Source organism: Lentzea sp. NPDC059081 (assembly GCF_042738015.1).
Classification (GTDB): Bacteria; Actinomycetota; Actinomycetes; order Mycobacteriales; family Pseudonocardiaceae; genus Lentzea.
Window position 1 is genome coordinate 25,413 of record NZ_JBHYGW010000006.1, and the last position, 26,148, is coordinate 51,560.

Consider the following 26,148-nt stretch of genomic DNA (forward strand, 5'->3'; position numbering starts at 1 on the left):
TGGCGCCTCACCCAGGCAGACCGCGCCGGCACCCACCCGAACCGCATTACGTCTGCCCGCGCCGCACCGCCCGCAAGGCCCGCGCCTCAACCACCCCATCGCGTCCCAACCGGCCTGCGCCACCCATTCAGCGGCCGCACCCCAAGGCCCGCAACATCCTCCACGCCGCGCCTTCCCACGAGCGCTCTCCCGCGCCTCGCAAGCGCAGCCGTCACCCGAACCGGTGAACCCCGAACCCGTTGCACCCCAACGAAGGCCGACGGGGCCCGACATTGTCAGACCCCGTCGCTAACGTCGTTCCCGAGCGCTCAAACAGGGCGTCGCAGCACCGCGCAGAACATCGCGTCGGTTCCGTGCAGGTGCGGCCAGAGCTGCACGTGCGGCCCGTCCCCGAGGTCCGGAACTCCGGGGAAGAGCTCGCGCGTGTCCAGCACCTCGGCCCCGGTCCGCCGGGCGACGTCCGTCACGACCCCGACGGTCTCCGAGAGATGAGGTGAGCACACGACGTAACCCACGACGCCGCCAGGTCGCACCAGTCGCAACGCCTCGGTGAGCAGCTCCCGCTGCAGCTTCGTGAGCGTGCCGACGTCGGCTGGCTGACGCCTCCACCGCGCCTCCGGGCGCCTGCGCAGTGCACCGAGGCCGGTGCAGGGCGCGTCGACCAGAACGCGGTCGAACGCTCCTTCCAGGAAGTCGGTCTCGCGGCCGTCGGCCACGTGCACGGTCACCGGCAGGCCTGAGGTGATCTTGCGCACGAGCTCGGCGCGGTGGGGTGCCTTCTCGACGGCGATCAGCTCGCCACCGTCGAGGCCGACCAGTGCGGCCAGCAGGGCGGCCTTCCCACCAGGACCGGCGCAGAGGTCCAGCCAGCGGTCGTCGGTGCCTTCCAGAGGCGCGCGCGTGAGGGCCAAGGCGCACAGCTGGCTGCCCTCGTCCTGCACGTTGGCGAGGCGTTCCCGGACGGGCTCGAGATCGCCCGGGTCGCCCGCCCCGGCTTCCAGGTGCACGCCGTAGGGCGAGTAGGGCGCCACGTCGCCGCCGGTGATGGCGGCGAGCTCGTCGGCACTCACCTCGCCGGGACGTGCCACCAGGTGCACGGCCGGCCGGGCGTCGTCGGCTTCCAGGGCCAGCTTCAACGGCTCGTCGCGGCTGCCCAGGGCCTCCGCGAACGCCTGCGCGATCCAGCGCGGGTGGGCGTGGGTGAAGGCCAGGTTGCCGATCGGGTCGGCGTCGGGGTCGGGCGCGAGCTCGTCCACCCACGCCGCCTCGTCCTGCTCCGCGACCCGGCGCAGGACGGCGTTGACGAAGCCCGCGATGCCGGATCCCAGCTCGGCCCGCACGAGGTCGACGGTGGAGGCGACCGCGGCGTGCGAGGGGATCCGCGTGCGCAGCAACTGGTAGGTGCCGAGCCGCAAGGCATCCAGCGCCGATCCGTCCACTTCGGACAACGGCCGGTCCGAGCAGGCCTCGATGACGGCGTCGAGCAACCCCTGCGCCCGAGCCGCGCCATAAGCGAGTTCGGTCGCAAGACCCGCATCACGGCCGGTGATGCGGCGTTCCCGCAGCATCTGCGGCAGCACGAGGTTCGCGTAGGCGTCGCGCTGCCGCACGGCCCGCAACGTCTCCAGCGCGGCAAGGCGCGCGGGATCCTCGACGGGCGGCCTGGCCGGGCCGGTGCGCCGGCGCGGCGGGTGCGGCCTGCGGGGTCCCGACGGCTTGGAGGCGCCTCGCGAGTAGTTGGTCATGCGCTGTACTCCACTACTTCGAGCTCCCCTGCCACGGCACGGACAACGCGCGCCAAGTCCACGCCGACCGGCAACCGGCCGACTCCGGTACGACCGCGGTGCGCCGGGGCTGGCACCCGAGCCGACGTCGCACCACGCGCCGGAACCGTTCCTGTCTCTGACCGGACAGGCGCGGCGATGCCGCGCGTCCTGGTCGCGGGACGCCTCATACGACGCGCTCCCCCGCCTCGATGCGCGTGCCGCGGGCCCAGTCGGTGGCGGCCATGCGCTTCTTGCCCTGCGCCTGGACCTCGCCGAGCGCCACCGCGGTGGTGGCGGTGCCCACGAGGACGCGCTTGCGCTCGACGAGCACCTCGCCCGCGGGCAGCGTCACGTCGTCCACCGGCGTGACCGGGCCGAGCTTCAGGCGCTCCCCGCGGAACTCCGCCCACGCACCGGGCTCGGGCGTCACCGCGCGAGCCAGGCGGTCGACGGCCTGGGCAGGCGTGGTGAAGTCGAGGCGCGCGTCCTCGACGCTGATCTTGGCGGCGTAGGTGACGCCGTCGGTGGGCTGCTCGACCGCGCGCAGCGTGCCGTCCTCGATTCCGTCCACAGTGGACAGCAGGAGGTCGGCGCCGGAGATCGAGAGGCGGGTCAGCAGGTCACCGGAGGTGTCGCGGTCGCGCACCTTCTCGGTCACGACGCCGAACACCGGGCCCGCGTCGAGCTCCTTCACGATCCGGAACGTCGACGCGCCGGTGATGTCGTCGCCGTTGCGCACGGCGGCCTGCACCGGTGCGGCGCCGCGCCACGCGGGCAGCACGGAGAAGTGCAGGTTGACCCAGCCGTGCTTCGGCACGTCGAGGGTCCGCTGCGGCAGCAGGTTGCCGTAAGCGACAACTGGGCAGAGGTCGGGTTCGAGCGCGCGCAGGCGGTCCAGGAACTCCGCCTCACCTGCTTTGGCGGGAGTCAGCACCTCGATGCCGTGCTCGTCGGCGAGCGCGGCCACCGGGGAGCGTTCGAGCCGGCGGCCGCGGCCGGAGGGGGCGTCGGGACGGGTGACCACGGCGACGACGTCGTGGCGCGAGGAGTCGATGAAGGCGCGCAGCGAGGGAAGAGCGACCTCGGGCGTGCCGGCGAACACGAGTCGCATGGTCAGCTGGACCTGCCGAAGAGTGGGTGCGGGCTCTGCTTCAAGGCAGGAACCGTACCGTCGAACCAGTCGGAGCGCCGGATTTCCTTCATGGCCTGCTTGCGCGTCTCGGCGTCGAGGCGGTCGAGGAACAGCACCCCGTCGAGGTGGTCGGTCTCGTGCTGGATGCACCGCGCCAGCGTCTCGGTGCCCTCGACCTCGATCGGCTCACCGTGCATGTTCCAGCCCTTGGCCACCACGTGCAGGTGGCGCTTGCACTCCCACTGCATGCCGGGGATGGACAGGCAGCCCTCGGGCCCGTCCTGCATCTCCTCGCCGACCACGTCCCAGGTGGGGTTGACGAGGTGCCCCGCGAAGCCGTCGCAGTGGTAGGTGAACACGCGCAGTCCCACGCCGAGCTGAGGCGCCGCGAGTCCCGCCCCGGCCGCGTCCTGCATCGAGTCCCACAGGTCCTTGACCAGGGTGCGCAGTTCCTTGTCGAAGTCGACGACCTCAACCGCGGGCGTGCGCAGCACGGGGTCGCCGAACAGGCGGATGGGTTGGACGGTCACGCAGTGCTCCTCGTGGTGGACTGGAGGCCAGTCTACGAGGACCGCGGTCAGTGCTCGGACGCGCTGCCGAGGAAGATCACGCCCACCAGCGCCACGACGAAGTGGCCGGCGAACCGCAGCGCCGTCAGCACGGGCCGCAGCACCGCGTAGAAGTCGAAGTGGGCCGCCGGAGCGTGGGAAACAGTGGTTGTCGTCATGCCACCAACTGTGCCGTTCGCGCAGGTCACACCACATCGGCTCGCGGTATCGACCGCACATCAGCCCGAGGTAGGAAGATCAGCTGTGGCAGTCGGCCGGAAGGTGGACACCTCCAGGTCATGAGGCTGATGCGCCCAAACGGCGGACAAACCGGCCCCGCGCTCCGACGACGCCCCTCCCGACGCCAGCCAAGCGCGCGAAGCACGGGCCACGCGGTCCGCAATGCGCGAGGTGCGCGGCGCACCGGAGTGAGTGGGGAGCGAGGGCGAGGCGGTGCCTGCGGACGGCGCGAGGGGGCAGATAGGTGGGGGCGGCGAGGCTAGGTACGGGGCGCGATGCCCTGCAGGGCCCGACGCGAGGCGAAGTGCGGGCGCGTAGCGCGAGGCGAGGCGAAGCAAGGCGCGGGCGCGTGGCGCGGAGCGGGCGCGGAGCGGGCGCGGAGCGGTGCGGTGCGGGGCGGGCGCGGAGCGGTGCGGGGCGGGCGCGGAGCGGTGCGGGGCGAGGTGTGGGTACGGCGCACGGGGCAGGTGCGATGACCGTGCACTCACAACCTGCGCGACCGCTTCACCGACCAGCAGCTCCACCGCCCGGTGCTCGCGCCGGACTCCGCCGCCACCGCACCCCATCGCCAGACAGCCAAACCCGGCAGGCCCGGCAGGCCCGGCCCGCGGATCATCGCCCGCAACGCCCGGAAATCGGTCGTGCCCCGGAGCCGGATGGGCTGATCATGGCCGCATGACGTGGACAGCGCCGGAAGTGGAACTGACCGAAGAACCGGTCCTGGGGCCGGAGCGCCCGATGCTGGAGGCGTGGCTCGACCGGCATCGAGCCATGTTCCTGCACAACTGCGCCGGCCTCACCGGCAACCAACTGGCCACGACGTCCGCCGAGCCGTCGAACCTCAGCCTGCTGGGCCTGATCAAGCACCTGACGGACGTCGAGCGCATGTGGTTCCGCATCCGCCTGGCCGGGCAGGACGTCAAGACCCGCTCCTACGCGGCGGGCAACGGGGACGGTCCCTTCGAGGGCCTCGACCCCGCACGAGCCGAAGCGGAGTACGCGGATCTCGTCGCCGAGATGGCCGAGGCACGTGCGGCGGCTGCGACGCGGGACCTCGACGACGTCTTCGTGCACGAACGAGTGGGCGAGATGTCGGTGCGCTGGCTCTACATCCACCTGATCGAGGAGTACGCGCAGCACAACGGCCACGCCGACCTCCTCCGCGAACGCATCGACGGACGCACGAACAAATAGCGATCTATGCACACGGGCGCGCTCCACACACACGGACCAGGCCGGGTTCCCCCAATTTCAATACTAGTCAAGGGGTCTGACAGTTTTCGCGGTGTTCGGGGGCGCCGTGCAAGCGCGTCCGAAATTGTCGGTGTCGGCTGCCAGCATGGTGTCGAGCCCGGTGGACGGGCTCGCCGACAAAGGGGGAAACACCAGAATGCGAAACAGGTTGGGCCGGCTCGGGGCCGCGGTCGCGGGGGTTGTGCTGGCCGTGTCCGCGGTCGGCGGTCCGGCGGGAGCGGCCACGGGCGACATCTCGGCGTCCTGTGAGGTCAAGCTGTACTCGGGTGGCGTCCTGGCGACCACTCTCACCGTTCCCGGCGGCTACCGGCTGCTCGGGACCATTCCCGCCACGTCGCCCACGACCGCGCCGTTGACCGCACGTGGCTGGGCCGTGTCGATTCGGATGGACCTCGACGTTCTCGGGCCGGAGCTCGCCGCTCGTGGCGTGACCGCGTTCGACCAGGCGTACACGAACTCGGCGCACCTGGCCGTGTCCCAGGACGGTGTCGAGGACTGGCCGCAGAACGTCGACGCCCAGATCGGGCGTGGCTTCCCGGTGTCGCAGCTCGGCACCGGCGTCACCGGGCCCGCGTCCGACAAGCAGATCTACCCCGGTGCCAGCGCGTTACCGGGGACGTGGCGGTTCTCCAGCTACGGCGACATCTCGCTCAGCTTCCACGACTTCCACGGCGCTCAGACCTACCTGAGCGTGCGCTGCGTCGCCGATCCCGGTCAGGACCTGTTCTGGGGCGAGACCGTCGTCAGCTAGCGCCCAAGACCGGCTGGAGTGCGGGATCCCGCACTCCAGCCGGTGAGGAACAGGAGGGACTCAGCCCACCTTCACCACGCGGGCAGCGCCCCCTCCGCGCCGGGTCGGCTCGGCCACGGCTCGCCAGCGGCCGTCCGGTGCTCGTTCGATGGCGGTGGCGGCGCCGATCTCGGCGTTCTGGCTGAACTTGTGGCCGATGGCCTGCAGGCCCGCCATGGTCGGGGCGGCGATGAACTCCGCCTCGGCCGGGGTCGTGGCGGCGTTGCGCTGGGAGGCGCGCGGGGCCGCCACGGCGTCGAGCAGGGAGAGCTTGCGGTCGAGGCGTCCGGTCAGGATCTGGGTGACCGTCGTGATGATGGTGGCGCCGCCCGGTGAGCCGACGGCGAGGACGACCTTGCCGTGGTCGAGGACGATGGTCGGCGCCATCGACGACCTCGGGCGCTTGCCGGGGCCGGGGAGGTTCGGGTGCGGCACGCCGGGGTTCGGGGCGACGAACTCGAAGTCGGTGAGCTCGTTGTTCAGCAGGAAGCCGCGACCGGGCACGACGATGCCGCTGCCGCCCTCGGCCTCGATGGTCAGGGTGTAGGCGACGACGTTGCCCCAACGGTCGGCGACCGTGAGGTGCGTGGTGCGTTCGGCGTCCTCGCGCAGTGGTGAGAGGCCGGCGGTGGCCTGGCACGGCTGGGGGTTGCGCGGGTCGGCGGCGGGCTGCGGGGCCGGCAGGACGGCATCGGGCTTGATCAGGCACGCGCGGCTGTCGGCGAACCTCTGCGAGAGCAGGCCGTCGGTCGGCACGCGGGAGAAGGCCGGGTCGCCGACCCAGCGCGTGCGGTCGGCGAAGGAGAGCTTCGTCGACTCGATGAAGCGGTGCAGGTACTGGACGTCGGAGGCCTTCGAGAGGTCGGTCGACTCGAGGATGTTGAGCGCCTCGCCGACGGTCGTGCCGCCGGACGACGGGGCGGCCATGCCGTAGACGTCGAGGCCGCGGTAGCTCGTGCGCGTCGGGTCACGGCGTTCGACCTGGTAGCGGGTCAGGTCGGAGATCTTCAGGTCGCCGGAGCGGACGTTGCGCGTCGAGCCGGGCACGACCGGTGGCGTGCGCACGGCGTTCACCAGGTCGCGGCCGACCGGGCCGCCGTAGAGGGAGGCGAGGTCGGTGCGGGCGAGCTCGCGGTAGGTGTCGGCGAGCTGCGGGTTGCGGAACGTGCTGCCGACGGCGGGCGGCTGGCCGCCCGGCAGGTAGAGGTCGCGGGTCGAGGTGAAGTCGGCGAAGCGGGCGGCGTTGTTCGCGATCTGCGTGTTGAACGTCTGGTCGACGACGAAACCGCGGCGTGCCAACGCTTCCGCGGGCGCCATGGCCTCGCGCAGGTTCAGCGTGCCCCACTTGCGCAGTGCGGTCTGCCACGTCTTGGGCGTGGCGGGGACGCCGACGGACAGGCCGCTCGTCATCGCCTCGGCGAACGGCAACGGCGTGCCGTTCTCGACGAAGAGCTGGTCGGTCGCGGACTGCGGGGCCGTCTCCCGTCCATCCAAAGTGGACACGCGACGGGTGCGGGCGTCGTAGTGGACGAAGAACCCGCCACCGCCGATGCCGGCGGAGAACGGGTCGGTGACGCCGAGCGCGGCGGCCGTGGCGACGGCGGCGTCGACGGCGTTGCCGCCGCGGCGGAGCACGTCGATGCCGATCTGGGACGCGTCGGGGTCGACACTGGTGACCGCGCCTCCCCAGCCGACCTGCTCGGGTACGCGCGGTGGGGTTTCCGCCGCTCCTGCTTGCGCGGGAACGACCAGTACGACGGACAGCGTCAGTGCGGCAACCGTTCGCAACATGCAGAAACTTCTACTCCGTTGTGACCGGATGGCAACACCGCTTGAGGAAGGCCTAAGGTGCGGGCGTGTCGATCGATCTTGACCAGTTGCGAACGGATTTCGCGAACACTCCGCTCGACGAGGCGGACCGCGAGGAGGCGCTGCACCTCCTGCTGCGCGAACGGCGCGCGGGCGACGCGGACCTGCTGCGCCACCTGCTCGCCGAGGAGACGGCCGTCCACCGCGAGGGCTGGGGCGTGAGCGAGGCGCTGGGGCTCGCGGCGCTGCTGCTCACCGAGTGCGGGCGCGAGGAGGACGTCTGGGCGCTGTGGGAGGCCAAGAACGCCTCCTTCGACACCATGGCGGGCCTCGACGGGTTCCTGCTGTTCCCGGCGGGCATCGCGGGCACGACGGCGCACGTGATCGCGGCCGAGGAGCACCCCGACCGCGCCGAGCTGATGGCGTACATGTCGGAGTACCTCGGCTACGAGAAGCTCACCGACGAGGACATCCGCGAGCACGTCGCGGGCCTGCGCTCCCACTACGAGAGCTGAGGCCCGCGCGATCTGGGAACGTCCGGGTCAGAGGACCTCGAGCGGGTCGAGCTTGATGCGCACGAGCTCCTGTTCCTTGCGCGCCGTCCGCACGGCCTGGGCCTCGGCCAGCACGGCGGCCAGCTGACGCCCCTCGCCCCGTGCGACGCGGACGAGCGCGCGTTCCTTCGACTCGTCCTCCCCCAGCGGCACCGGTCCGAGGACCTCACCGGTGGGCGGCAGGTGCAGCTCGTCGAGCAGCGCGTTCACCGCGTCCGGGGTGCCGTCGACGGTCGCCATCCGCACCGCAGGCGGGAAGCCCAGCTCGGTGCGGGCGGCGAGCTCGGTGGCGGCGTGCCACACCGGGTCCCAGCGCACCAGGGCCTGCACCGGGGTGAGCGACGAGTCCGCGATGACGACCACCCGGCCGGTGCCGGGACGCACGAGCCCCGCCGCCGTCATCCACCGCCGCAGCGCCTCCTCGGACGCCCGCAGGTCGGCCCGCCCGAGCAACGCCCAGCCGTCGAGCAGCAACACCGCGCCGTACCCGCCCTCGGCCACGGGCTCGGCCCCCGGCGTCGCCACCACCAGGGACGGCTTGCCGGGCACCTTGGTCAGCACCTCGTCGGCGCCGCTGGTCCGGACCGGGTAACCGGGGAACGCCCTGCCGAGCTCCTCGGCGGTGCGCCGGGCCCCGATGATCTGCCCGCGCAGCCTGCGCGACCCGCACGTCGGGCAGCGGAACCCCGCCTCCGTTGCCGCGCACCACCGGCAGTAGGCGGGCTTCGGCAGCCCGTCCTGGGTGCCACCGGGCAACGCCAACGGCCCGGCGCACCTCCGGCACCGCGCGGGCCCACGGCACTGCCCGCACGCGAGCGCCGGCACGTACCCGCGCCGCGGCACCTGGATCAGCACCGGCGAGTCGGCCAGGGCGAACCGGGCCGCGTCGAACGCGATGGAGGGCAACCGAGCGGTGCGGGCCGCCGGGTCCTTCACGTCCTGCCACTCGTTGTCGCCCACCGACACCACGCGCGGCGCGACGGCTCGGAGCGTCTCGCGCGACGCCACGATCTCGTGCGCCCACCCGGTCTCGACCAGCAGCTGGGCCTCCGCCGTGCGGGCGAACCCGGCGATGAGCAGCGCGGCCCCGGTCATGTGCGCGCGCTGCACCAGCACGTCACGCACGTTCGGATACGGCGACCGCGGCTCGACGTGCAGGTCGTCGCCGTCGTCCCACACGATCAGCAAACCTGGGTCCGCGATGGGTGCGAACGCCGTCGCACGCGTGCCCACCACCACACGCGCCACTCCACGCCGCACGGACAACCACCGCTTGTAGCGCTCCGACGGCCCGAGGTCGGCCGCCAGCGTCACCACGCCTTCGATCAGTCGCCCGCATGCCTCGGCCACGCGTGCCGAGTCGCGGTGGTCGGGCACGACGATGACCACGCCACGCCCGGTGGAGGCGACGGCGGCCGCGGCCTCGGCGAGGCGGGCGGGCCAGTCCTCGGAGGGCAGGGCCTGCCAGACGGCGTGGGCGGGACGGCCTTCGCGGAGGGCTTCGAGGTACTTGGGGCCGCGGGGGTAGCGGGACCAGGCGTCGGCGGGGACGGGCGGGAGCGCGGAGCGCGCGGGCAGGTCGGCGGGCGGGATGGGCGCGGGCGGCGCCTCGGGAAGGGGCGGCGTGGAGGGATCGGCGGGCGAGATGGGCAGCGAACGCGACGGGGCTGCCGAGAGGGCTGGTGAAGGGGCCGGTGAGGACGCGTCGTTGCCGGAGAGAGAAGAATCGACGCCAGCGGGCGCGGCAGGCGCGTCGGAGTCCGCGGGGGCGGCATCCGCCGAGCTACTGGGCGTGGCGGGGTCGGTGACAGCCGAGTCATCGAGCGCGGCGGAGTCGGCGCGCGCCGCGACAGCCGGGTCATCGGGCGTGGCGGAACCCACAAGCGCGACGGCAGCCGGGTCATCAGGCGCGGCAGAGTCGGCGCGCGCGGCGGTCACGTCCGCAGGCACGGCATCGGCCTGCCCCGCGTCGACCTGTCCCGCGTTCACCGGCTCGGCCGGCGTCTCCACCCACGCCGGCACCTGCGGCAGCGGCGCCGGGTCACCCGACGGGGCCGCCTCCGCCCTCGCGTGGCGCGGCGGGACGGCCAGGCGCAGCACGTCGATCATGCCGCCCGCGTACCGGTCGGCGATGGCACGGGCCAGGGCGGCGATCTCCGGTGCCAGCACGGGTTCCGGCGAGACGACCTTCTCGATGAACGCCAGCTTCTTGCCGTACTCGGAGCTCTCGGCGCGCTCCAGCAGGTAACCGTCGACCAGCTGGCCCGCGAACCGGACGCGGACCCGGCAGCCCGGCACGGCGGCACCGTCCAGTTCGGACGGAACCTGGTAGTCGAACGGCCGGTCGAGGTGCGCCAGCGGCACGTCCACCACGATCCGCGCGACCGGCAGCGACGCTGCGGGGACTCGCTCCCCTTTTCTCGCTCCGGTCTTCGCGCTCATGCCTCCTGGTGTATCAGACGACCCCGACAGTCACGCGTTGCGCCTCACCAAACCGGTGAAGCCCGCCACGAACAGGGTCGCGAAGGCCCAGGCCAGGACCTGCAGCAGCCACGTCGACGCCAGGACGAGGCGGCCGGCGCCCGAGGCCACGTCGACCGTGCAGCGGGTCGCGTCCACCTTGACCAGCGGTGTCGCCACGTTGAGCGCGTAGCCGACCTGTTCGATCACCGAGCAGCGCACGGCACCGGAGAGCAACACCACGCCCACCGACACGGTCAGCACCCCGGCCAGCCACACCAGGGCGAGGCCGGGGCGGTAGCCGTGACCCACGGTCATGCCGCGGACGAGGTGCCAGAGGCGGCCCCACCTCGACAGCTGACCCCGAAGGCGCAGATCGCGCTGCTGGGCGACCCTGATCCGCCGCACGTCGCGTTCGTGGCCGGCCGCCTGGTGCGCGGTGGCCAGCTGGGTCCACGGCTGCGTCGAGTAGCGGAGCGTGCGCGTCGAGAGGAACTCCAGCCATTCGTCCACAGTGGCGTCGCGCGGCAGTCCCTCGTAAGTGAGGCCTTCGAGCTGCGCCCTGCCCTCGATGCCGTCGAACGGCAGGAAGATCTCCTTGCCCACGCGCACGTGCCGCAGGTCCAGCGCGACGTTCGACGAGCTGACCCGGCCGCCGCGGAAGATGAGCTGCCCGTCGACCCTGGTGCCGCGCAGGCGCACCGACGCGTGCCTGCCGCCGCCGGTGACCTCGCACCCCTGGTTGACGAAGATCGCGTCGCCGACCCGCAGGTCCACCAGGAACAACCCGTCCTCGAAGCGGCCGCCGCCGCACATCAGCACCCCGGCGATCTGCGACCCGCTCAGCGTCACGGACCCCGCGGCGCGGAACCCCTCGTCCAGGTAGACGCTGCCGCCGATGCGCATGTGCAGCGCGTCGACCGCCGTCAGCCGTGCACCGCTCAGCCGCAGGTGGTGGTCCACGGTCAGACCGCGTGCCTCGAGAGAGGGCGCGGCCAGTCCGCTCAGGTCCAGCAACGAGAACTGGGCGCGGTTGAGCACGACGGGCTGGTCGGCCTTGCAGTCCTGGAGCACCAACGGCCGCTTCGCCACGACGTCGGACAGGTCCAGTTGACCGGTGATCGTCGCACCGACGATCTTCAACCCGCCCGGGTCCAACGATTCGTGATCGATCATCCGCCGCCGGATCTCATCCCCCGTGATCTCCACGCCCCGAACGTTAGCCGGAGATCGACTCCTTGCCGTTCTCGATGTGACCACAAAGCCTGCGGCGGAACGCGGGCTCCTCCTCCACCGTCACGGTGAGGTCGTACCAGCCGGAGTTCAGAGCGGTCAGCCACGGGATCACGTGCCGGTGCCCAGGACGCACGACGTACTTGCCTTGCCCCAGCACAAACGTCAACCGCGACGAACCGGTGTTCTCGAACGTCAAGGTCAGCACACGGCTGTATCCGCGCACCGACGACGAGACGCGCGCACGGTCCGCCGACGTCCCCGCGAACTCACGGCGGAAACCGTTGGGCCCCAGCAACACGAGGTCATGGTCACCCACGACCTCAAGAGAGGCCTGCGACGCAACATCGAAGTGCTGCGGCACGTCGAACTGTCCCGAGTACGGGTACAACGCGAGGTGCACGGACGACGCACCGGAGTTCGACATCTCCAATTGAGACCCGCGCAACGACGCGTCGGGCTGATAAGGCAATGCGCGCGCACGGCGGCGCCCAGCTTCCTGCTCCGGCATCTTCTGCGAGGACGGAGGCGCGGGACGCCACCGCGGCGAAGCGGGAGGCACGGCAGCGGGTTCGCCCACCTCGGGCCAAGTCCGGCGCCGGTCGAAGTCGAACGTGGAGGTCAGGTCACCCGTGACGGTCCGACGCCACGAAGAAATCTCTTCCGACCGCACTCCCGTCCACTTCTCGAGGAACTGCGTCATCGACGTGTGGTCGAACACCTGCGAACACACGTACCCACCCACGGACCACGGCGAGACGACAGTCATCGGCACGCGCGCACCCAACCCCAACGGCCGGTCACCCACGTACTCGTCGGCAACGGACAACGGCGGACGCGGCGGCGGCACGTGGTCGAAGAAGCCGTCGTTCTCGTCGTAGGTGATGAACAGAACCGTGGACTCCCACACGTCCTGGTTCGACGCCAACGCGTCCAGCACCTGATAGGTGATCGAGGCGGACGCGGCGGGCGATGACGCGCCGGGGTGCTCGGAGTCCACCGAGGACGGCACCAGGTACGAGACGGCGGGAAGACGCCCGCTCTCCACGTCGGCCCGGAACGCCTCGCCCAGCCCGCCGGGCCGCACGCGGTGCAGTCCGCGCGAGTACAACGACTTCTCGGCGGCGGACAACCGCGACAGGTCCAGCGAGCCGATCAACGCCGCGTCGCCGGTGCCGTAGAGCTTGTCGAGCGACTTGAACCCCGACGGCAGCACCTTGCGCGCGATCTCCTTGAACCGCGCGTAGAACTCCAGGTTGTTGTCCTGGAAGTTGTCCCACTCCTGGTAGACGCGCCACGACTGCCCCGCCGCCTCGAGACGTTCGGGATAGGTCTTCCACGCGTACCCGGCGTGGTTGTCCTCGTCGTAGGCCGCGTTGCCGGTCGCACGGCCACCGGCCGGCTCGAACCCGGTGTACCCGGACACCCAGTAGTTGCGGTTCGGCGAGGTCGAGGACGGCACCGAGCAGTGGTAGGCGTCGCACAGCGTGAAAGTGTCGGCGAGCTCGTGGTGGAACGGGATGTCCTGACGTGTGTAGAACGCCATCGTCGCCGCTGTCTTCGCCGGCACCCAGTTGTCGTTCCACCCGCCGCGCAACGCCGAGTGGCCGCCGTTCCAGCTGTGGTCGAGGTCGCCGATGTACTGGATGTCACGGCCGGATGCCGCCTCACGCACCGGGAACGGCAGCACGCCGGATTGGTTGAACACACCCCTCAACGCGTTGCGGTCGGAGAACCCGCGAACACCACGCAACGTGCCGTAGTAGTGGTCGAACGAACGGTTCTCCTGCATCAACAGCACCACGTGCTTGATCGCGCGCAACCCTCCCGCACGAGGCTCACGGGCCAACGCCGCGTACACGGACGGCGGCAGCAACGTGCCCGCACCAGCAGCGGCGACCGCGGCCATGAACCCACGACGAGAGAGCGACATGAACCGAGTTTGTAGTCCCACGACGTGTCGCGGAACCGACCCCCGTATGAACAAAGGCCCTGGATGACCAGGGCCTTGTTCACACTCACACTCAGGCCGCGGCGATCGCGGCCGCCACGCTCGCCCGTGCGTCGAGCAGGCCCTTGCCGCACATCAGGGCCAACGGCAACGCTTCGGCCTTCAGCAACGCGGTGACCTGCGCGGGCGTCAGGATCGCCTTGCCCTGCTGCACCCGTGCGTGCTGCATGAGCGCCACGACGCCCGCGACGTGCGGGGTCGCCATGCTCGTGCCCTGGTAGTGCTTGTAGATCGACGCGGCCGGCACCGTCGCGCCGTTGTTCAACGTCGACAGCACACCGTTCGCGACGGTCGGGGACGTCTCCCCGCCCGGAGCGCAGATCTCGACCGTGGCACCGAAGTTCGAGTACGAGGCGCGGTTGGCCTGCCGGTCCGTCGCACCGGTCGTGACCACGCCCGCGCAGTTGGCCGGGGTGGTGCCCGAGGCGTTGGCCGCGCTGTTGCCGGCCGCCACCACGACGCTCGCACCATGCACGTTGCGGGCGGTGTTGATCGCGTTCTGCAAGGTCACCGGGCAGGACGCCGACAGGCCGCCGAGCGACAGGTTCAGCACCTTCGCCGGGTACGGGTTGGCCGGGACACCCGGCACGGCGCCGCCGGACGCCCACACGATGCCCGCGGCGATGTCCGCCAACGTGCCACCGCACGTGCCGAGAACGCGCACCGGCACGACCTTCGCCAACGGCGCGACGCCCGTGCCACCGGTCAGGTTGTTGCGCACGGCCGCCACGGTGCCCGCGACGTGCAGGCCGTGCCAGCTCGACGGACGTGCCGAGGAACCGGGACCGCACTGGTTCGCGGCCCGCCAGTCGCCCTGGTCGGTCGGGTTCGAGTCACGCCCGTTGCCGTCCTTCGCGTACACCGCGTTGCTGATGAAGTCGTAGCCGCCGATGTAGTTGGCGGACATGTCGGGGTGCGCGGTGCGACCGGTGTCGATCACCGCGACCCGCTGGCCCAGTCCCGACGGTCCGAGGTCCCACGCGGGCGAGAGGTTGATGCCGCCGGTCGCCTCCCAGTAGTGCCACTGCTGCGGCCACAGCGGGTCGTTCGGGACGGCCGTCGAGTCGAGGACGATGTTCGGCTCGGCGTACTCGACGTCACCGCGGGCCAGCAGCACCCGGATCGACTCGGTGGCGTCCCTGGACGCCAGCACCTCGGCGCCGTCCGTGGCGTCCGCGACGGCTCTCGTCCGCGACTGCTCCAGGGCGTCTCCGCGCGACGCCCCGTCGCGGAACTTGACGATGATCTCCTGTTCCTCCTGGTCGTCCTGCGCCGCCGCGGTCAGCGGCGTCACCGCCAGCGCCATCACGACGCCGAGCAGGGCTGCGATGCCGGCTCTCATGGTCGTTCCTCCCTTGTCACAACGGGTTGACGGCGCAAGGGAAGGCCCGCGCGGTTGTGGCCCGGATGCGGCCGCCACAACCGATCCACAACAGGCCGCGCGTACCCACGTGCCCACGCAGAGAAGGGGGCCGACATGCTTCAGCTCGCCGTCGCGGCAGCACTGGCCGTCGCGGGCACCACCGCCGCACCGGACCCGGCGACCACCGCACGGGTCGAGGAAGGCACGCTCATCGTCGTCGGGGCGCCGGCGCGCGCCAGCCGGATCGAGGTCTCCGGCACCACCGTCGGCGACACCGGCGCGATGCGGGCGGGAGCCGGCTGCACGCGCCTGACGGTCTCCCGCGTCCAGTGCGCGTCCGTGCAGAAGATCGTCATCCACCTCGGCGGCAGGAACGACGCGGTCGTCTACGACAGCGCGGTGCCCACCGAGCAGCACGGCGGCGACGGCGACGACTCGTTGCAGGGCGGGTCGGGCCCGGACGTCCTGCTGGGCGGGGACGGCGACGACACGATGACCGGCGGTCTCGGCCCCGACCAGCTCTTCGGCGGGGACGGCGACGACGTGCTGGACGAGCCGGTGGGCGACGCGGGCGGCAACCTGCTGCAGGGCGGGCCCGGCAACGACAAGATCGACGGTGCGAAGCTGAACATGCGCGACAGGGCGGACTTCAGCGACCACGCCGATGGCATGACGATCGACCTCGCGGCGGGCCTCGCGACCGGACCGGGCGAGATCGACGAGCTGAAGAACGTGCAGGACGTCTACGGCACCCAGGGCGACGACGTGCTGAGCGGCAACGCCTGGCCCAACAAGATGTACGGCCTCGGTGGCGTCGACACGTGCACGCAGGGTCCCCTCGACCTGTGCGTTCAGTGAGCTCGCACGACACATGTATCAAGCGCGTCCGTGAGAACTCCGCACGTGCGTGGACCAACTGAACGTCCGCCTGCTCGGCCCTCTCGAGGTCACCGGTCCAGGCGGCGTGCTGCGCCTCGCCGGCACGCGCCAGCGCTCCCTCCTGGCGCTGCTGGCGTTGCGCGCACCGTCGGTGCTCCCCGCACCACGTCTGATCGACGCGTTGTGGGGCACCGACCCTCCACTCACGGCATTAAGGACGCTCCACAGCCACATCGCGCGCGTACGTTCCGCATTGGCGGCTATCGGTCTGTTGGATGTTCTTGTCACCAGCAGCACGGGCTATGCGCTGCGCATCGATCCGTCGCGCGTTGACGTCACACGGTTCGAGCGCGCGCCCTCACCTCGCGCGGCGCTCTCGTTGTGGCGCGGTGATCCTCTCGCCGACTGCGACGTGTCCGAGTGGGCGTCAGCCGAGATCACGCGCCTGCACGAGGCGCGACTCGCCGCCGAGGAGTCGTTGGCACAACAGGACATCAGCCGTGGTGCGTGCGCGACCGCCGCCGCTCAACTGGAACGGCTCGTCGTGAGTCATCCACTCCGTGAGCGCTTCTGGGAGTTACTGGCCGACGCACAACTACGTGGCGGACGACGCGCGGACGCGTTGAGCACGGTCCGACGGGCGCGCAACGTGCTCGTCGAGGAGCTCGGAGTCGACCCTGGACCCGGCCTGCGTGCGATCGAGGCGGAGGCGCTGGCCTGCCCGTTGCCCGACTCCGGCGCCGCGCTGGTCGGACGGCAGCGGGAGACCCAGGACGTCCTGCGGCTGCTGGAGAAGAGCCGGATCGTCACGCTCACCGGTCCGGCCGGCTGCGGGAAGACACGGCTCGCCCAACACGTCATGCCGTCCTCGACGGTGGTCGACCTGACCTCTGCCGTGTGTGTCGAGGACGCCGTTGCAGCTGCGTTCCACATCACGGCCCGAGAGCTCGGCACGCTCGGACGCACGGTCGTCGTGCTGGACAACTGCGAACACCTACGGGCTGACTGCGCGGCATTCGTCGCCGCACACCCGAGGTTGCGCGTGCTGGCCACCAGCCGTGAGCCGCTCAACGTCGGAGGAGAGACCGTCTATCCGGTCCCGCCGCTCGCCGTGCCCGACCCGGACGTGCCGCGCTCGTTGGCGGAACTGGCCGTGTACGACGCCGTGCGGCTGTTCCTGGACCGCGCCGCCCACTCGTACACCGACGCGGACGCACCGGCGGTCGCCCAGCTCTGCGCGGCACTCGACGGCCTGCCGCTGGCGTTGGAACTGGCCGCCGCCCGCACGTCCGTCCTCACGCCCGCGCAGATCGTGCGGCGGTTGCGCGACCGGTTCGAGCTGCTGGGCCCGTTGCGGGCCGCCATCGCGTGGAGCCACGACCTGCTGACACCGCCGGAACGCACACTGTTCGCCGATCTCGCGGTCTGCGCGGGCGGCTTCCCCGCCGACCTGGTCGAGGCGCTGGGCAGCTCGCTGGACGCGCTCGCGGGGCTGGTGGCCAAGTCGCTCGTGCGTGTGTCCCGTGTCGCCGGAGAGACCCGTTTCTCCATGTTGGAGACGGTGCATGCGTTTGCGCTGGAACAGCCGACCTCCGCACACGGCCGTGTCGCCGACTTCTTCCTAGCGCTCGCCGAACGGACCGAGGCCGACCCCACGGGCTCACTGCTCAACGAGTTGCGTGTCGAACACGCGAACCTGCAACGCACCATGAACTGGTTCACGTCAGTAGGCGACGCAGACAAGGTGCTGCGTCTAGTAGTCGCGTTGAACCGCTACTGGCATCGCACCGGCAACTACGCCGAGGGACGCCGTTGGCTGACGGTCGCGCTACGCGGTTCGGGTCCGTTGCGAGGGAAGGCCTTGGCGTCCGCCGCCGCACTGGCTCTGCTCGAATGCGACTACGCCGAGGCCCTCCGCTACGCCCGCGACGGCCTCGAAGCGGACCCGACGCAGGCCGGACGACTGCACCGGCTGCTGGGTTCGGTCGCCCGCGAACGGGGCTACTACGAGGCCGCGCTGCACCACTACCAGGAGGCCGCCCGCGCCTCGAACCCCGTGAACGCCGCCTACGCGAGGCAGCTCGCCGGTGCGACGTCCTGGCTGGCCGGTCACCTCGCGGTCGCGGAGGCCGATCTTCAGGCTTCACTGAAATCACTGCGAGACCTGGGCGACCGGCGCGGTGCCACGTCGTCGCTCGCCTACCTCGGCGCCGTCGCCTGGTATCGGGGTGACGCCGCGCAAGCGCGGTCGTTGCTGGACGAGGCGCTGGACACGTTCGGCGAGCTGGAGTTCAAGGAGGGCATCGCGTGGGCGCTCAACCTGCTCGGCGTCGTCGAGCACGGCACCGGCAACGCGGCGGCCGCGCGGTCGTTGCTGGAACGCAGCCTCACCCTGCACCGCGAGCTCGGTGACCGCTGGCGGGAGGCGAGCGTGCTGGAGGCCCTCGCCCAGTCGACGGGCCGGCGCGAGCTGCTGGCCGAGGCGGCGGCCATCCGGTCGCGGATCGGCGCGCCCGTGCCCGTCGTGGAACGAGACCTCGCGCGCTCCGGTTAGCGTTCGGGCAACGCCCCGTTGCGACTCTTCGGTCCGCAAGCACCACACGGACGAGGGGAAACCACCATGAGACTGCGCATCGCTGCCGCGGCGCTCGCCATCGGTCTGTGCACCGCCGGTGTCGCCCAAGCGGACGAGGTCCCGCCGGAGTTCCAGAACAGACCCACCCCGGCGGCCTGCTACAACGCCGTGCCCACGATCGTCGGCGCCGGTGTCATCGTCGGCGGGCCCGGCCAGGACGTGATCCTCGGCAGCCCCGGCCCGGACACCATCTTCGGGCTGGGCGACGACGACATCATCATCGGTCTCGCCGGCGACGACGTGATCTACGGCGGTGGCGGCAACGACCTGGTCTGCGCCGGCTGGGGTGACGACAAGGTCCAGGGCGGGCCGCAGCACGACACCGTCTACGGCGAGCCTGGCGACGACGAGATGCTGGGCGACGACGGCATGGACCTGCTGTCCGGCGACGCGGGCTGGGACGCGGGCAACGGCCAAGCAGGGCTCGACTACTGCCCGCCGTCCACCGAGGTGGCCGTCAGCTGCCCGTGACGGTCTGCCGCAACAGGATCTCCGTCGCGGAGTCGGGCCGCACCCCGAGCTCCCGCACCGAGTCCAGCACGCGCGCACGGACTTCCGCGATTCTCCGCGGGTTCCGTGCGCGCAGTGCCGCGGCGAGCGCGAGCCGGTGCCCCCGCGGGTCGAACGGCTCCAGCTCCAACGCCCGTTCGGCCAGCCGGCCCGCCTGCTCCGGGTCCGCGCTGACGAGCCTCGACTCCCCCAGCCCCACCAGGTTCCCGACGTGCCGAGCCCGGATCCGTGCGACCTCGGCCTCGCACAGCTCCGCCAGGTCATGCAGCGGCTCGCCCCGCCACAACGCCACCGCCTGGTCGAGCTGGCCGGCGTCGCTGAGCTCGTGGAACGACCACAGGTCCACGGCCAGCATCCCGCCGCGCACCAGCCTGATGGTGTCCGCGTCGCTGCGCACGCAGTAGCTGGCCTCGCCACCGGCCCTGCCGGGTTCGAGCAGCCGCCGGAGGTGCGTCGTGGTGACGCGGAGGTTCCGCGCCGCACTGGCCGGATCGAGCTCGGGCCAGAGCAGGTCCACGGCCTGCTCGCGGGACAGCACCGGCCGCAGCACCAGCAACCCGAGCAGCTGCCGGACCCGCGCCCGCCGCAGCTCCGGCGCGTCCACCACGAGCCCGTTCCTGGTCACGCGCAACGGCCCGAGGACCTCGATCCCGATCGGGTGTCCGGGCGGCGTGGGCACGGTGGCGAGCAGCTTCGTCGCACCGGCGGCGAGGTCCGGATCTCGTGCCAGCTCACGACACTGCCGATGCACCGCCGTCCCGACCCGATCAGCCAGCCACGAACCGAGCTTCGTCCGTCCGACCGCTGCCTGCCGGCACGCCAGCTCGACCGACCACGGCAACGGGAGGTAGCAGAGCGCGTGTTCTTCTTGCAGGTCGGTGCGCAGATCTCCTTGCCGCGCTCTCAACAACGCACGCCCCGCCGCCCGTGCCTTCCGATGCGACGGCCCCAGATCCGTTCCGTCCCAACGTTCCCTCAGTTCGTCACTGAGCACGTATCCGAGCGTCAGGAACCTGCGCAGGTGCCGTTCAGCGACTTTGACTTCCAGAGGCCATTTCGCGAGGTGCTGCTTGTAGATGTCACGCGCCAACTCTTCCTCGCCCCGTGCGACAGCAACCGCCGCATGCGACGCACACGCCAACACGGCATCTCTCGGATTGTCCTGCTCGATAGGAAGCTCTGTCGTCGTCTCACCGAACGACGCGGCAATGACCGTATGCAACGCACGCGCCACGAACTCGTCTCGCGCCGTGCTGTCCGCATCATTCTCTTGGAAATCAACGGCTTGACCGTCGAACCACCGTGCAGCAGCAGCGTGACGCAATGCGAGATCGTCGTCCAGCATGCGTTCGGCGAGTTCGGCGGCATCCTGCCCACGCCCGCACATGGCCAGACAATGCACGTGGAACCGTGTGGTGGACACCGCAAGCGACTTGGGCACCTCGTTCGTCGGCGCCTGCCCGAGATGAACCAACGCCTCCTCCGGGTCACCGGCAAGCTCTGCCACCACCGCAGCAACGCTGTGCCGGAGCAACCGCAACACAGGCGACTTCGCTTCCAGCTGCTGAGCTTTCTGCGCCACCTGAACAAGCCTGGCCAAATCGCCACGCGAGTGCGCCGTGATCACCGCCTGCCCGAGCACCACCGCCGCACCGTCGAGGTCTCCGACTTCGAGCATCCCGGCGGCGGCCCGGTCGACCAGACAGTCGATGGACGGATCACCGAAGTCGTTGGCATGCATGACCGCAGCCGTGAGCAACAGGAACGCCGGCTCCTGAAGCCGTTGCGCGGGAACAGCTTTCAGCCACCGCTCAGCCGTAGCACACGGCAACACCGACAGTGTCGACCGCACAAGCTCCACCGCCAGGCCCGCCAGCACCCCCCAGTCACGCGCCCGACAGGCGATCCGCCCGGCCCCAGCCAGCTCCCCGCGCGCCTTGAGCACCTCGACCGCCTTGGCACTCAGATGCTCGGTCGAAGTGAGCCCGGCCCACAGCTCGTGCGCCCGGTACCGACCGTCGTCGAGCCGGTTGACCAACGGCACCTTCGCAACGACGTACGAGAGATCGACAGGCACTCCCGCAACAGCGGCAACCTCCTCTTCGGTCGCACACCCGAGCACCACCAAGGCAGCCAACGCAACACGAGTCGGCTCAGCAAGCCCGTTGAGCACCTCCTCCGCCGCATAACGCCACGACGCGGTGGGCCCAGCACTGAGCGACAACCGAGTGAGCGCGGGCCACCCGTGCACATCCTCGCGGAGCTCCCGACCAAACCTCCGCGCCAACGCAGCCGTCTCAGCACCAGTGAAGGCAAGCTCCCCGGTGCCGATAACCCCCACCTCCCCAGCCGCCTCCCTCCGTGCCAACGGCAGCGCAGGCACACACCGCCCGGACAACACGAGGTGCGCATTCCCAGGCAACGCGCGCACGACAGCCTGAAGCAACTCCGCACCAGGCGACCCGTCCGGCACCTCATGAACGTCGTCCAGCACCAGACAAACGTCCAGCGGCGCCTTCCCCCGAAGCGCGCCAAGCACCTCCGCCACACCAGCTTCACCGCAACGCCCGCCAAGCGCGTCGACGATCGCCAGAGCCAGCCGCCCCGCGTCCTCGTGATCAGGCCCGCAAGTGACCCAGGCATCAACCCCGCGCGGCTCCACCAGGTTGGCGCGAACGGCCTGGGCCAACGCCGTGGTCTTGCCGAACCCGGCCCCAGCCGTGACGAGGGTGACCGGACGAGACCAGCGAGACCGCAGCCGGTCGACCAGGCGCAGGCGAGGCAGCTCGACGTCCAACGGCCGCGGCACAGCGCGCAGGCCAGTCGTGTTGTCGTTGTCCCCCACGCAGAACGGAGACGGCGACAAGGCGGGAAATACGCCGGCGCACGCTCACGCAGGGGTCCCCCGGCGAGTTGGCTCCCCCGCGACCCAACGTACTAGGCGGGTCTGACACGAAGGCCGCACCGACCTTTCAAGCGATGCCGAAGGCGAGCAGTGCAGACCTTGCCCAGATGGGCAGCGGTGCACCCACTCGTGGTTAGGCGATTGGGGCTTGACTTTGGGTGCGAGGTGCTACCCCTTGATGGGATCGGCCGGTTGCGAAGCATCCGGCCTTTTCCGGCCGAACCAGCGCCTCGCAAGGGCCCCGAAGTCAAGCCCCAATCGCGGATCGTCGCGAAGCGGCGATGAACACCCTCGCTTCGTCCGAGGTGCACGACCACGCTGGAACAGGCACGAAACCACCAAAGGCGACCACGCTGGAACAGCCACGAAACCCGCAACGGCAACCACGCTGGAACGCAAACGGCCCGCCCCCACCGAAGTGAGAGCGGGCCGCACCAAAGCAACCAAGCAACCAATCAGGCCCCAGCAGCGTTCCTCAACGCCTCAGCCCGATCAGTCGACTCCCAAGGCAGATCCACATCGGTCCGCCCGAAGTGCCCATAAGCCGCAGTAGGCGCGTAGATCGGCCGCAACAGGTCGAGATCCCGGATGATCGCCGCCGGCCGCAGGTCGAACACCTCGGTGATGGCCTGCTGGATCTTCTGCGGGTCCACCGTCTCGGTCCCGAACGTCTCCACGAACAACCCGACCGGAGCAGCCTTGCCGATCGCGTACGCGACCTGGACCTCGACCCGCGTGGCCAGACCGGCGGCGACCGTGTTCTTGGCGACCCACCGCATCGCGTACGCGGCGGAGCGGTCGACCTTCGACGGGTCCTTGCCGGAGAAGGCGCCGCCGCCGTGGCGGGCCATGCCGCCGTAGGTGTCGACGATGATCTTGCGGCCGGTCAGGCCCGCGTCGCCCATCGGGCCGCCGATGACGAAGCGGCCGGTCGGGTTGGTCAGCAGGCGGACGCCGGTGGTGTCCAGGGACAGTTCGGCGAGCTCGGGCTCCACGACGTGCTGGCGGAGGTCGACGCCGAGGAGCTTCTCCAGGTCGATGCCGTCGGCGTGCTGGGTGGAGATGACGACCGTGTCGAGGCGCACGGGCTGGTCGCCCGCGTACTCGATGGTGACCTGGGTCTTGCCGTCCGGGCGCAGGTACGGGACGGTGCCGTCCTTGCGGACCGCGGTCAGGCGGCGCGAGAGGCGGTGGGCCAGTGCGATCGGCAGCGGCATGAGCTCGGGCGTGTCGGTGCACGCGTAGCCGAACATCAGGCCCTGGTCGCCGGCGCCCTGCTTGTCGATCTCGTCGGCGGCGCCCTCGACGCGGTTCTCGAAGGCGGTGTCGACGCCCTGCGCGATGTCCGGGGACTGCGCGCCGATGGCGACGTTGACGCCGCACGAGTGGCCGTCGAAGCCCTTCGCGGACGAGTCGTAGCCGATCTCCAGGATCTTCTCGCGGACGATCGTGGGGATGTCCGCGTAGGCCTCGGTGGTGACCTCACCCGCGACGTGGACCTGGCCCGTGGTCACCAGCGTCTCCACGGCGACGCGGGAGCGCGGGTCCTTGGCCAGCAACGCGTCCAGGATCGAGTCGCTGATCGCGTCGCAGATCTTGTCCGGGTGTCCCTCGGTCACCGACTCACTCGTGAACAGCCTGCTGCTGTGCTGGCTCACGGACACTCCTTCGTTGCGGGTTGGACTCCGGAAAAATACTACTGAGACTCGGGCAAGCGAGCGGTAACCGCGTCCCACACCACGGACGCCACTTGTGTTTTCGGGCCGTGCGGGATAGGCGTCTCGGTGCCGTCGGCGGAGAGCAGCCACCCGGCGTTGTCCTCCTGCTCGAACGCCTGGCCGTCGCCGACCGCGTTCACCACCAGGAGGTCGCAGCCCTTGCGCTTGAGCTTGGCGCGGCCGTAGTCGAGCACCGACGTAGTGTCGTCGCCGGTCTCCGCGGCGAACCCGACGATGACTTGAGCGTCCCGACGTGCGGAAACGAGCTCCGCGAGGATGTCGGGGTTCTTGGTCAGCGCGATCGGGTCAGGGTCGGCGGAGGTCTTCTTGATCTTGTGGCCGACCAGGGAGACGGGCCGGAAGTCGGCGACCGCGGCGGCCATCACGACCACGTCGGCGTCCGCGGCGACCTCGTGCATGGCGTCGCGCAGCTCCACCGCCGAGCCGACCCGGACCAGGTCGACACCCGCTGGAGTGGCCAGGTCGGCGGTGTTCCCGGCGACCAAAGTCACCCGTGCGCCCCGCTGGGCCGCCACCCGAGCGAGTGCATAGCCCTGTTTTCCGGAGGACCGGTTGCCGATGAACCGCACCGGATCGAGTGGTTCTCGGGTGCCCCCGGCCGAGATCGCGACGTGCACGCCCTCCAGTGTCCGCCGCAGGGCGTCGTGCTGTACGCGCAACAGGCGAACCAGCTCGACGATCTCCGCGGGATCGGGCAGGCGGCCCTTGCCGGTGTCCTTGCCGGTGAGCCGGCCGCTCGCCGGTTCCGCGACGACGACACCGCGCGAGCGCAGCAGTTCCACGTTGTGCCGGGTGGCCGGGTGCTCCCACATCTCGGTGTGCATCGCGGGCACCAGCAGGACCGGGCAGCGCGCGGTCAGCAGGGTGTTCGTCAGCAGGTCGTCGGCGAGGCCGTGCGCGGCCTTCGCGATGAGGTTCGCGGTCGCCGGGGCCACCACGACGAGGTCGGCGTTCTGCCCGAGCTTGACGTGCGGCACCTCGTGCACGTCGTCGAACGGGTCGGCGGACACGACCTGGCCGGACAGCGCCTCGAACGTGGCGGCGCCGACGAACTTGAGGGCGCCCTCGGTGGGCACGACCCGCACGGAGTGGCCGGATTCGGTCAGCCGGCGCAAAACCTCACAGGCCTTGTACGCGGCGATGCCCCCGCCAACACCCAGAACGATCCTGGGCTTGTCGGGGGCATCAGCGTCAGGTGCAGCGGGGTTCAAAGGTTCTCCTGTGAGCAACGACCGCGAGGTCACGCCCACTAGGGAGGAACCCGCTGGGGGTCCGGGGCTCGCCCCGGCGTGGGGTGTGGGGGCTCGGCCCCACAAACACTCGAAGGTGCGATGGCCTGCGCTTTCCGCAGGCACACCTCACCCGGCGACTTCGACGGTCACTCGCCCTCGGTGTGCTCGAGGAGACCCGCGTGGATCTCGCGGAGCGCGATGGAGAGGGGCTTCTCACGCGGGCCCGGCTCGACGAGCGGGCCGACGTACTCGAGCAGGCCCTCGCCGAGCTGCGCGTAGTAGTCGTTGATCTGGCGGGCACGCTTCGCTGCGTAGATCACCAACGCGTACTTCGAGCTCACCTGCTCCAGCAGGTCGTCGATCGGCGGGTTGGTGATGCCCTCCGGAGAACCGGTCAGATGACCGAGCTCGGTGTGGGTGATCACTCTCAAACTCCTGGGATTCGTGGTCCGACCATCAAGGATAGCAAGTCGGCGGCGGCCGACTGCACGTCGGCGTTCACGACGACCTCGTCGAACTCCTTCTCGGCCGCCAGCTCCTCGCGGGCGATCTCGAGGCGGCGTTCGACGACGTCCGGATGTTCGGTTCCTCTGCCGGTCAGCCGGTCCACCAGGTGCTCCCAGGACGGGGGCATCAACATGACCAGCTGGGCTTCCGGCATCGCCACGCGGACCTGCCTGGCACCCTGCAGCTCGATCTCGAGCAGGGCGGGGCGGCCGGTGGCCAGAGCCTCCTCGACGGGCCTGCGAGGCGTTCCGTAGCGGTTTCCGGCGAAGTCGGCGTGTTCGAGGAACTCGCCGGCGTCCACCATCTGCTGGAACTTCTCGTGGTCGACGAAGTGGTAGTGCACCCCGTCGACCTCGCCCGGCCGCGGCTTCCTGGTGGTCGCCGAGACGGAGAAGTAGACGTCGGGCTGCTGCCTGCGCAGCTCCGCCAGGACGCTGGACTTGCCAACGCCGGACGGCCCGGACAAGACGGTGAGGCGGGGGGGGGGAGAGGACATACCCCCCCCTCTTGCCCACACCCCCCCCCCCACCCCCAAAACAAAGAACCGCACCTCACGACCCCCAACAAACACAAACGAAAAA

20 protein-coding genes are annotated in these 26,148 nt (G+C 70.7%); 6 read left to right on the forward strand and 14 right to left on the reverse strand.

The annotated features are described in order from the left end of the window. Positions 1 to 308: 308 nt before the first annotated feature. The 4 genes from ACFWV3_RS15490 to ACFWV3_RS15505 form a co-directional block, all read right to left on the reverse strand. The gene (locus ACFWV3_RS15490; protein ID WP_382411845.1) at positions 309 to 1,745 is read right to left on the reverse strand and encodes an RsmB/NOP family class I SAM-dependent RNA methyltransferase; all 1,437 of its coding nucleotides are present in this window, start codon (positions 1,743 to 1,745) and stop codon (positions 309 to 311) included. A gap of 205 nt (positions 1,746 to 1,950) precedes the next feature. Further along, positions 1,951 to 2,877, reverse strand: coding sequence for a methionyl-tRNA formyltransferase (gene fmt / locus ACFWV3_RS15495; RefSeq protein ID WP_382411846.1), 927 nt, complete (start codon positions 2,875 to 2,877; stop codon positions 1,951 to 1,953). Positions 2,878 to 2,879: 2 nt separating this feature from the next. Further along, complete coding sequence (def, locus tag ACFWV3_RS15500) at positions 2,880 to 3,428, reverse strand: peptide deformylase (RefSeq protein ID WP_382411847.1); 549 nt, start codon at positions 3,426 to 3,428, stop codon at positions 2,880 to 2,882. 47 nt (positions 3,429 to 3,475) lie between these two features. Continuing rightward, entirely contained in the window at positions 3,476 to 3,625 is a 150-nt protein-coding gene (locus tag ACFWV3_RS15505) for a hypothetical protein (RefSeq protein WP_382411848.1), read from the reverse strand. A 736-nt stretch (positions 3,626 to 4,361) separates the two neighbouring features. Here ACFWV3_RS15505 and ACFWV3_RS15510 point away from each other — a divergent pair. Next, entirely contained in the window at positions 4,362 to 4,880 is a 519-nt protein-coding gene (locus tag ACFWV3_RS15510) for a DinB family protein (RefSeq protein ID WP_382411849.1), read from the forward strand. 196 nt (positions 4,881 to 5,076) lie between these two features. Beyond that, positions 5,077 to 5,691, forward strand: coding sequence for a hypothetical protein (locus tag ACFWV3_RS15515; protein ID WP_382411850.1), 615 nt, complete (start codon positions 5,077 to 5,079; stop codon positions 5,689 to 5,691). 60 nt (positions 5,692 to 5,751) lie between these two features. Here the strand turns inward: ACFWV3_RS15515 and ggt are convergent, their stop codons facing one another. Next, complete coding sequence (gene ggt / locus ACFWV3_RS15520; RefSeq protein WP_382411851.1) at positions 5,752 to 7,521, reverse strand: gamma-glutamyltransferase; 1,770 nt, start codon at positions 7,519 to 7,521, stop codon at positions 5,752 to 5,754. Positions 7,522 to 7,586: 65 nt separating this feature from the next. Here ggt and ACFWV3_RS15525 point away from each other — a divergent pair, with 65 nt between their 5' ends. Then, positions 7,587 to 8,054, forward strand: a complete 468-nt coding sequence (locus tag ACFWV3_RS15525) for a hypothetical protein (RefSeq protein ID WP_382411853.1) — start codon at positions 7,587 to 7,589, stop codon at positions 8,052 to 8,054. Between the two features lie 27 nt (positions 8,055 to 8,081). On the opposite strand, the gene ACFWV3_RS15530 is transcribed toward ACFWV3_RS15525, so the two are convergent. The 4 genes from ACFWV3_RS15530 to ACFWV3_RS15545 all read right to left on the reverse strand — a co-directional run bounded on the left by ACFWV3_RS15530 (position 8,082) and on the right by ACFWV3_RS15545 (position 15,139). Beyond that, complete coding sequence (locus ACFWV3_RS15530; protein WP_382411854.1) at positions 8,082 to 10,535, reverse strand: primosomal protein N'; 2,454 nt, start codon at positions 10,533 to 10,535, stop codon at positions 8,082 to 8,084. 30 nt (positions 10,536 to 10,565) lie between these two features. Further along, entirely contained in the window at positions 10,566 to 11,762 is a 1,197-nt protein-coding gene (locus ACFWV3_RS15535) for a hypothetical protein (protein WP_382411856.1), read from the reverse strand. Positions 11,763 to 11,772: 10 nt separating this feature from the next. Next, positions 11,773 to 13,719, reverse strand: a complete 1,947-nt coding sequence (locus tag ACFWV3_RS15540) for a phosphocholine-specific phospholipase C (protein WP_382411857.1) — start codon at positions 13,717 to 13,719, stop codon at positions 11,773 to 11,775. A 91-nt stretch (positions 13,720 to 13,810) separates the two neighbouring features. After that, on the reverse strand, positions 13,811 to 15,139 hold the full coding sequence (locus tag ACFWV3_RS15545) for a S8 family peptidase (RefSeq protein WP_382411859.1): 1,329 nt from the start codon (positions 15,137 to 15,139) through the stop codon (positions 13,811 to 13,813). 135 nt (positions 15,140 to 15,274) lie between these two features. Between ACFWV3_RS15545 and ACFWV3_RS15550 the strand changes: the two genes are divergently transcribed. From ACFWV3_RS15550 to ACFWV3_RS15560, 3 genes are all read left to right on the forward strand, one after another. Then, positions 15,275 to 16,018, forward strand: coding sequence for a calcium-binding protein (locus ACFWV3_RS15550; RefSeq protein WP_382411860.1), 744 nt, complete (start codon positions 15,275 to 15,277; stop codon positions 16,016 to 16,018). Between the two features lie 49 nt (positions 16,019 to 16,067). After that, a complete protein-coding gene (locus ACFWV3_RS15555) occupies positions 16,068 to 18,593 on the forward strand; it encodes a BTAD domain-containing putative transcriptional regulator (protein ID WP_382411861.1) in 2,526 nt (841 codons plus the stop codon). Positions 18,594 to 18,659: 66 nt separating this feature from the next. Further along, the gene (locus ACFWV3_RS15560; RefSeq protein ID WP_382411862.1) at positions 18,660 to 19,145 is read left to right on the forward strand and encodes a calcium-binding protein; all 486 of its coding nucleotides are present in this window, start codon (positions 18,660 to 18,662) and stop codon (positions 19,143 to 19,145) included. On the opposite strand, the gene ACFWV3_RS15565 is transcribed toward ACFWV3_RS15560, so the two are convergent. The 5 genes from ACFWV3_RS15565 to gmk form a co-directional block, all read right to left on the reverse strand. Beyond that, positions 19,132 to 21,981: a hypothetical protein gene (locus ACFWV3_RS15565; RefSeq protein ID WP_382411863.1), complete on the reverse strand. Its 2,850-nt coding sequence runs from the start codon at positions 21,979 to 21,981 to the stop codon at positions 19,132 to 19,134. The two genes, ACFWV3_RS15560 and ACFWV3_RS15565, sit on opposite strands and share 14 nt — an antisense overlap. Positions 21,982 to 22,544: 563 nt before the next feature. Further along, positions 22,545 to 23,747, reverse strand: coding sequence for a methionine adenosyltransferase (gene metK, locus ACFWV3_RS15570; protein WP_382411864.1), 1,203 nt, complete (start codon positions 23,745 to 23,747; stop codon positions 22,545 to 22,547). A gap of 38 nt (positions 23,748 to 23,785) precedes the next feature. Beyond that, on the reverse strand, positions 23,786 to 24,994 hold the full coding sequence (coaBC, locus tag ACFWV3_RS15575) for a bifunctional phosphopantothenoylcysteine decarboxylase/phosphopantothenate--cysteine ligase CoaBC (RefSeq protein WP_382412332.1): 1,209 nt from the start codon (positions 24,992 to 24,994) through the stop codon (positions 23,786 to 23,788). A 212-nt stretch (positions 24,995 to 25,206) separates the two neighbouring features. Further along, positions 25,207 to 25,485, reverse strand: a complete 279-nt coding sequence (gene rpoZ / locus ACFWV3_RS15580) for a DNA-directed RNA polymerase subunit omega (RefSeq protein WP_045313812.1) — start codon at positions 25,483 to 25,485, stop codon at positions 25,207 to 25,209. A gap of 2 nt (positions 25,486 to 25,487) precedes the next feature. Next, positions 25,488 to 26,063, reverse strand: a complete 576-nt coding sequence (gene gmk / locus ACFWV3_RS15585) for a guanylate kinase (RefSeq protein WP_382411865.1) — start codon at positions 26,061 to 26,063, stop codon at positions 25,488 to 25,490. Positions 26,064 to 26,148 lie beyond the last annotated feature (85 nt).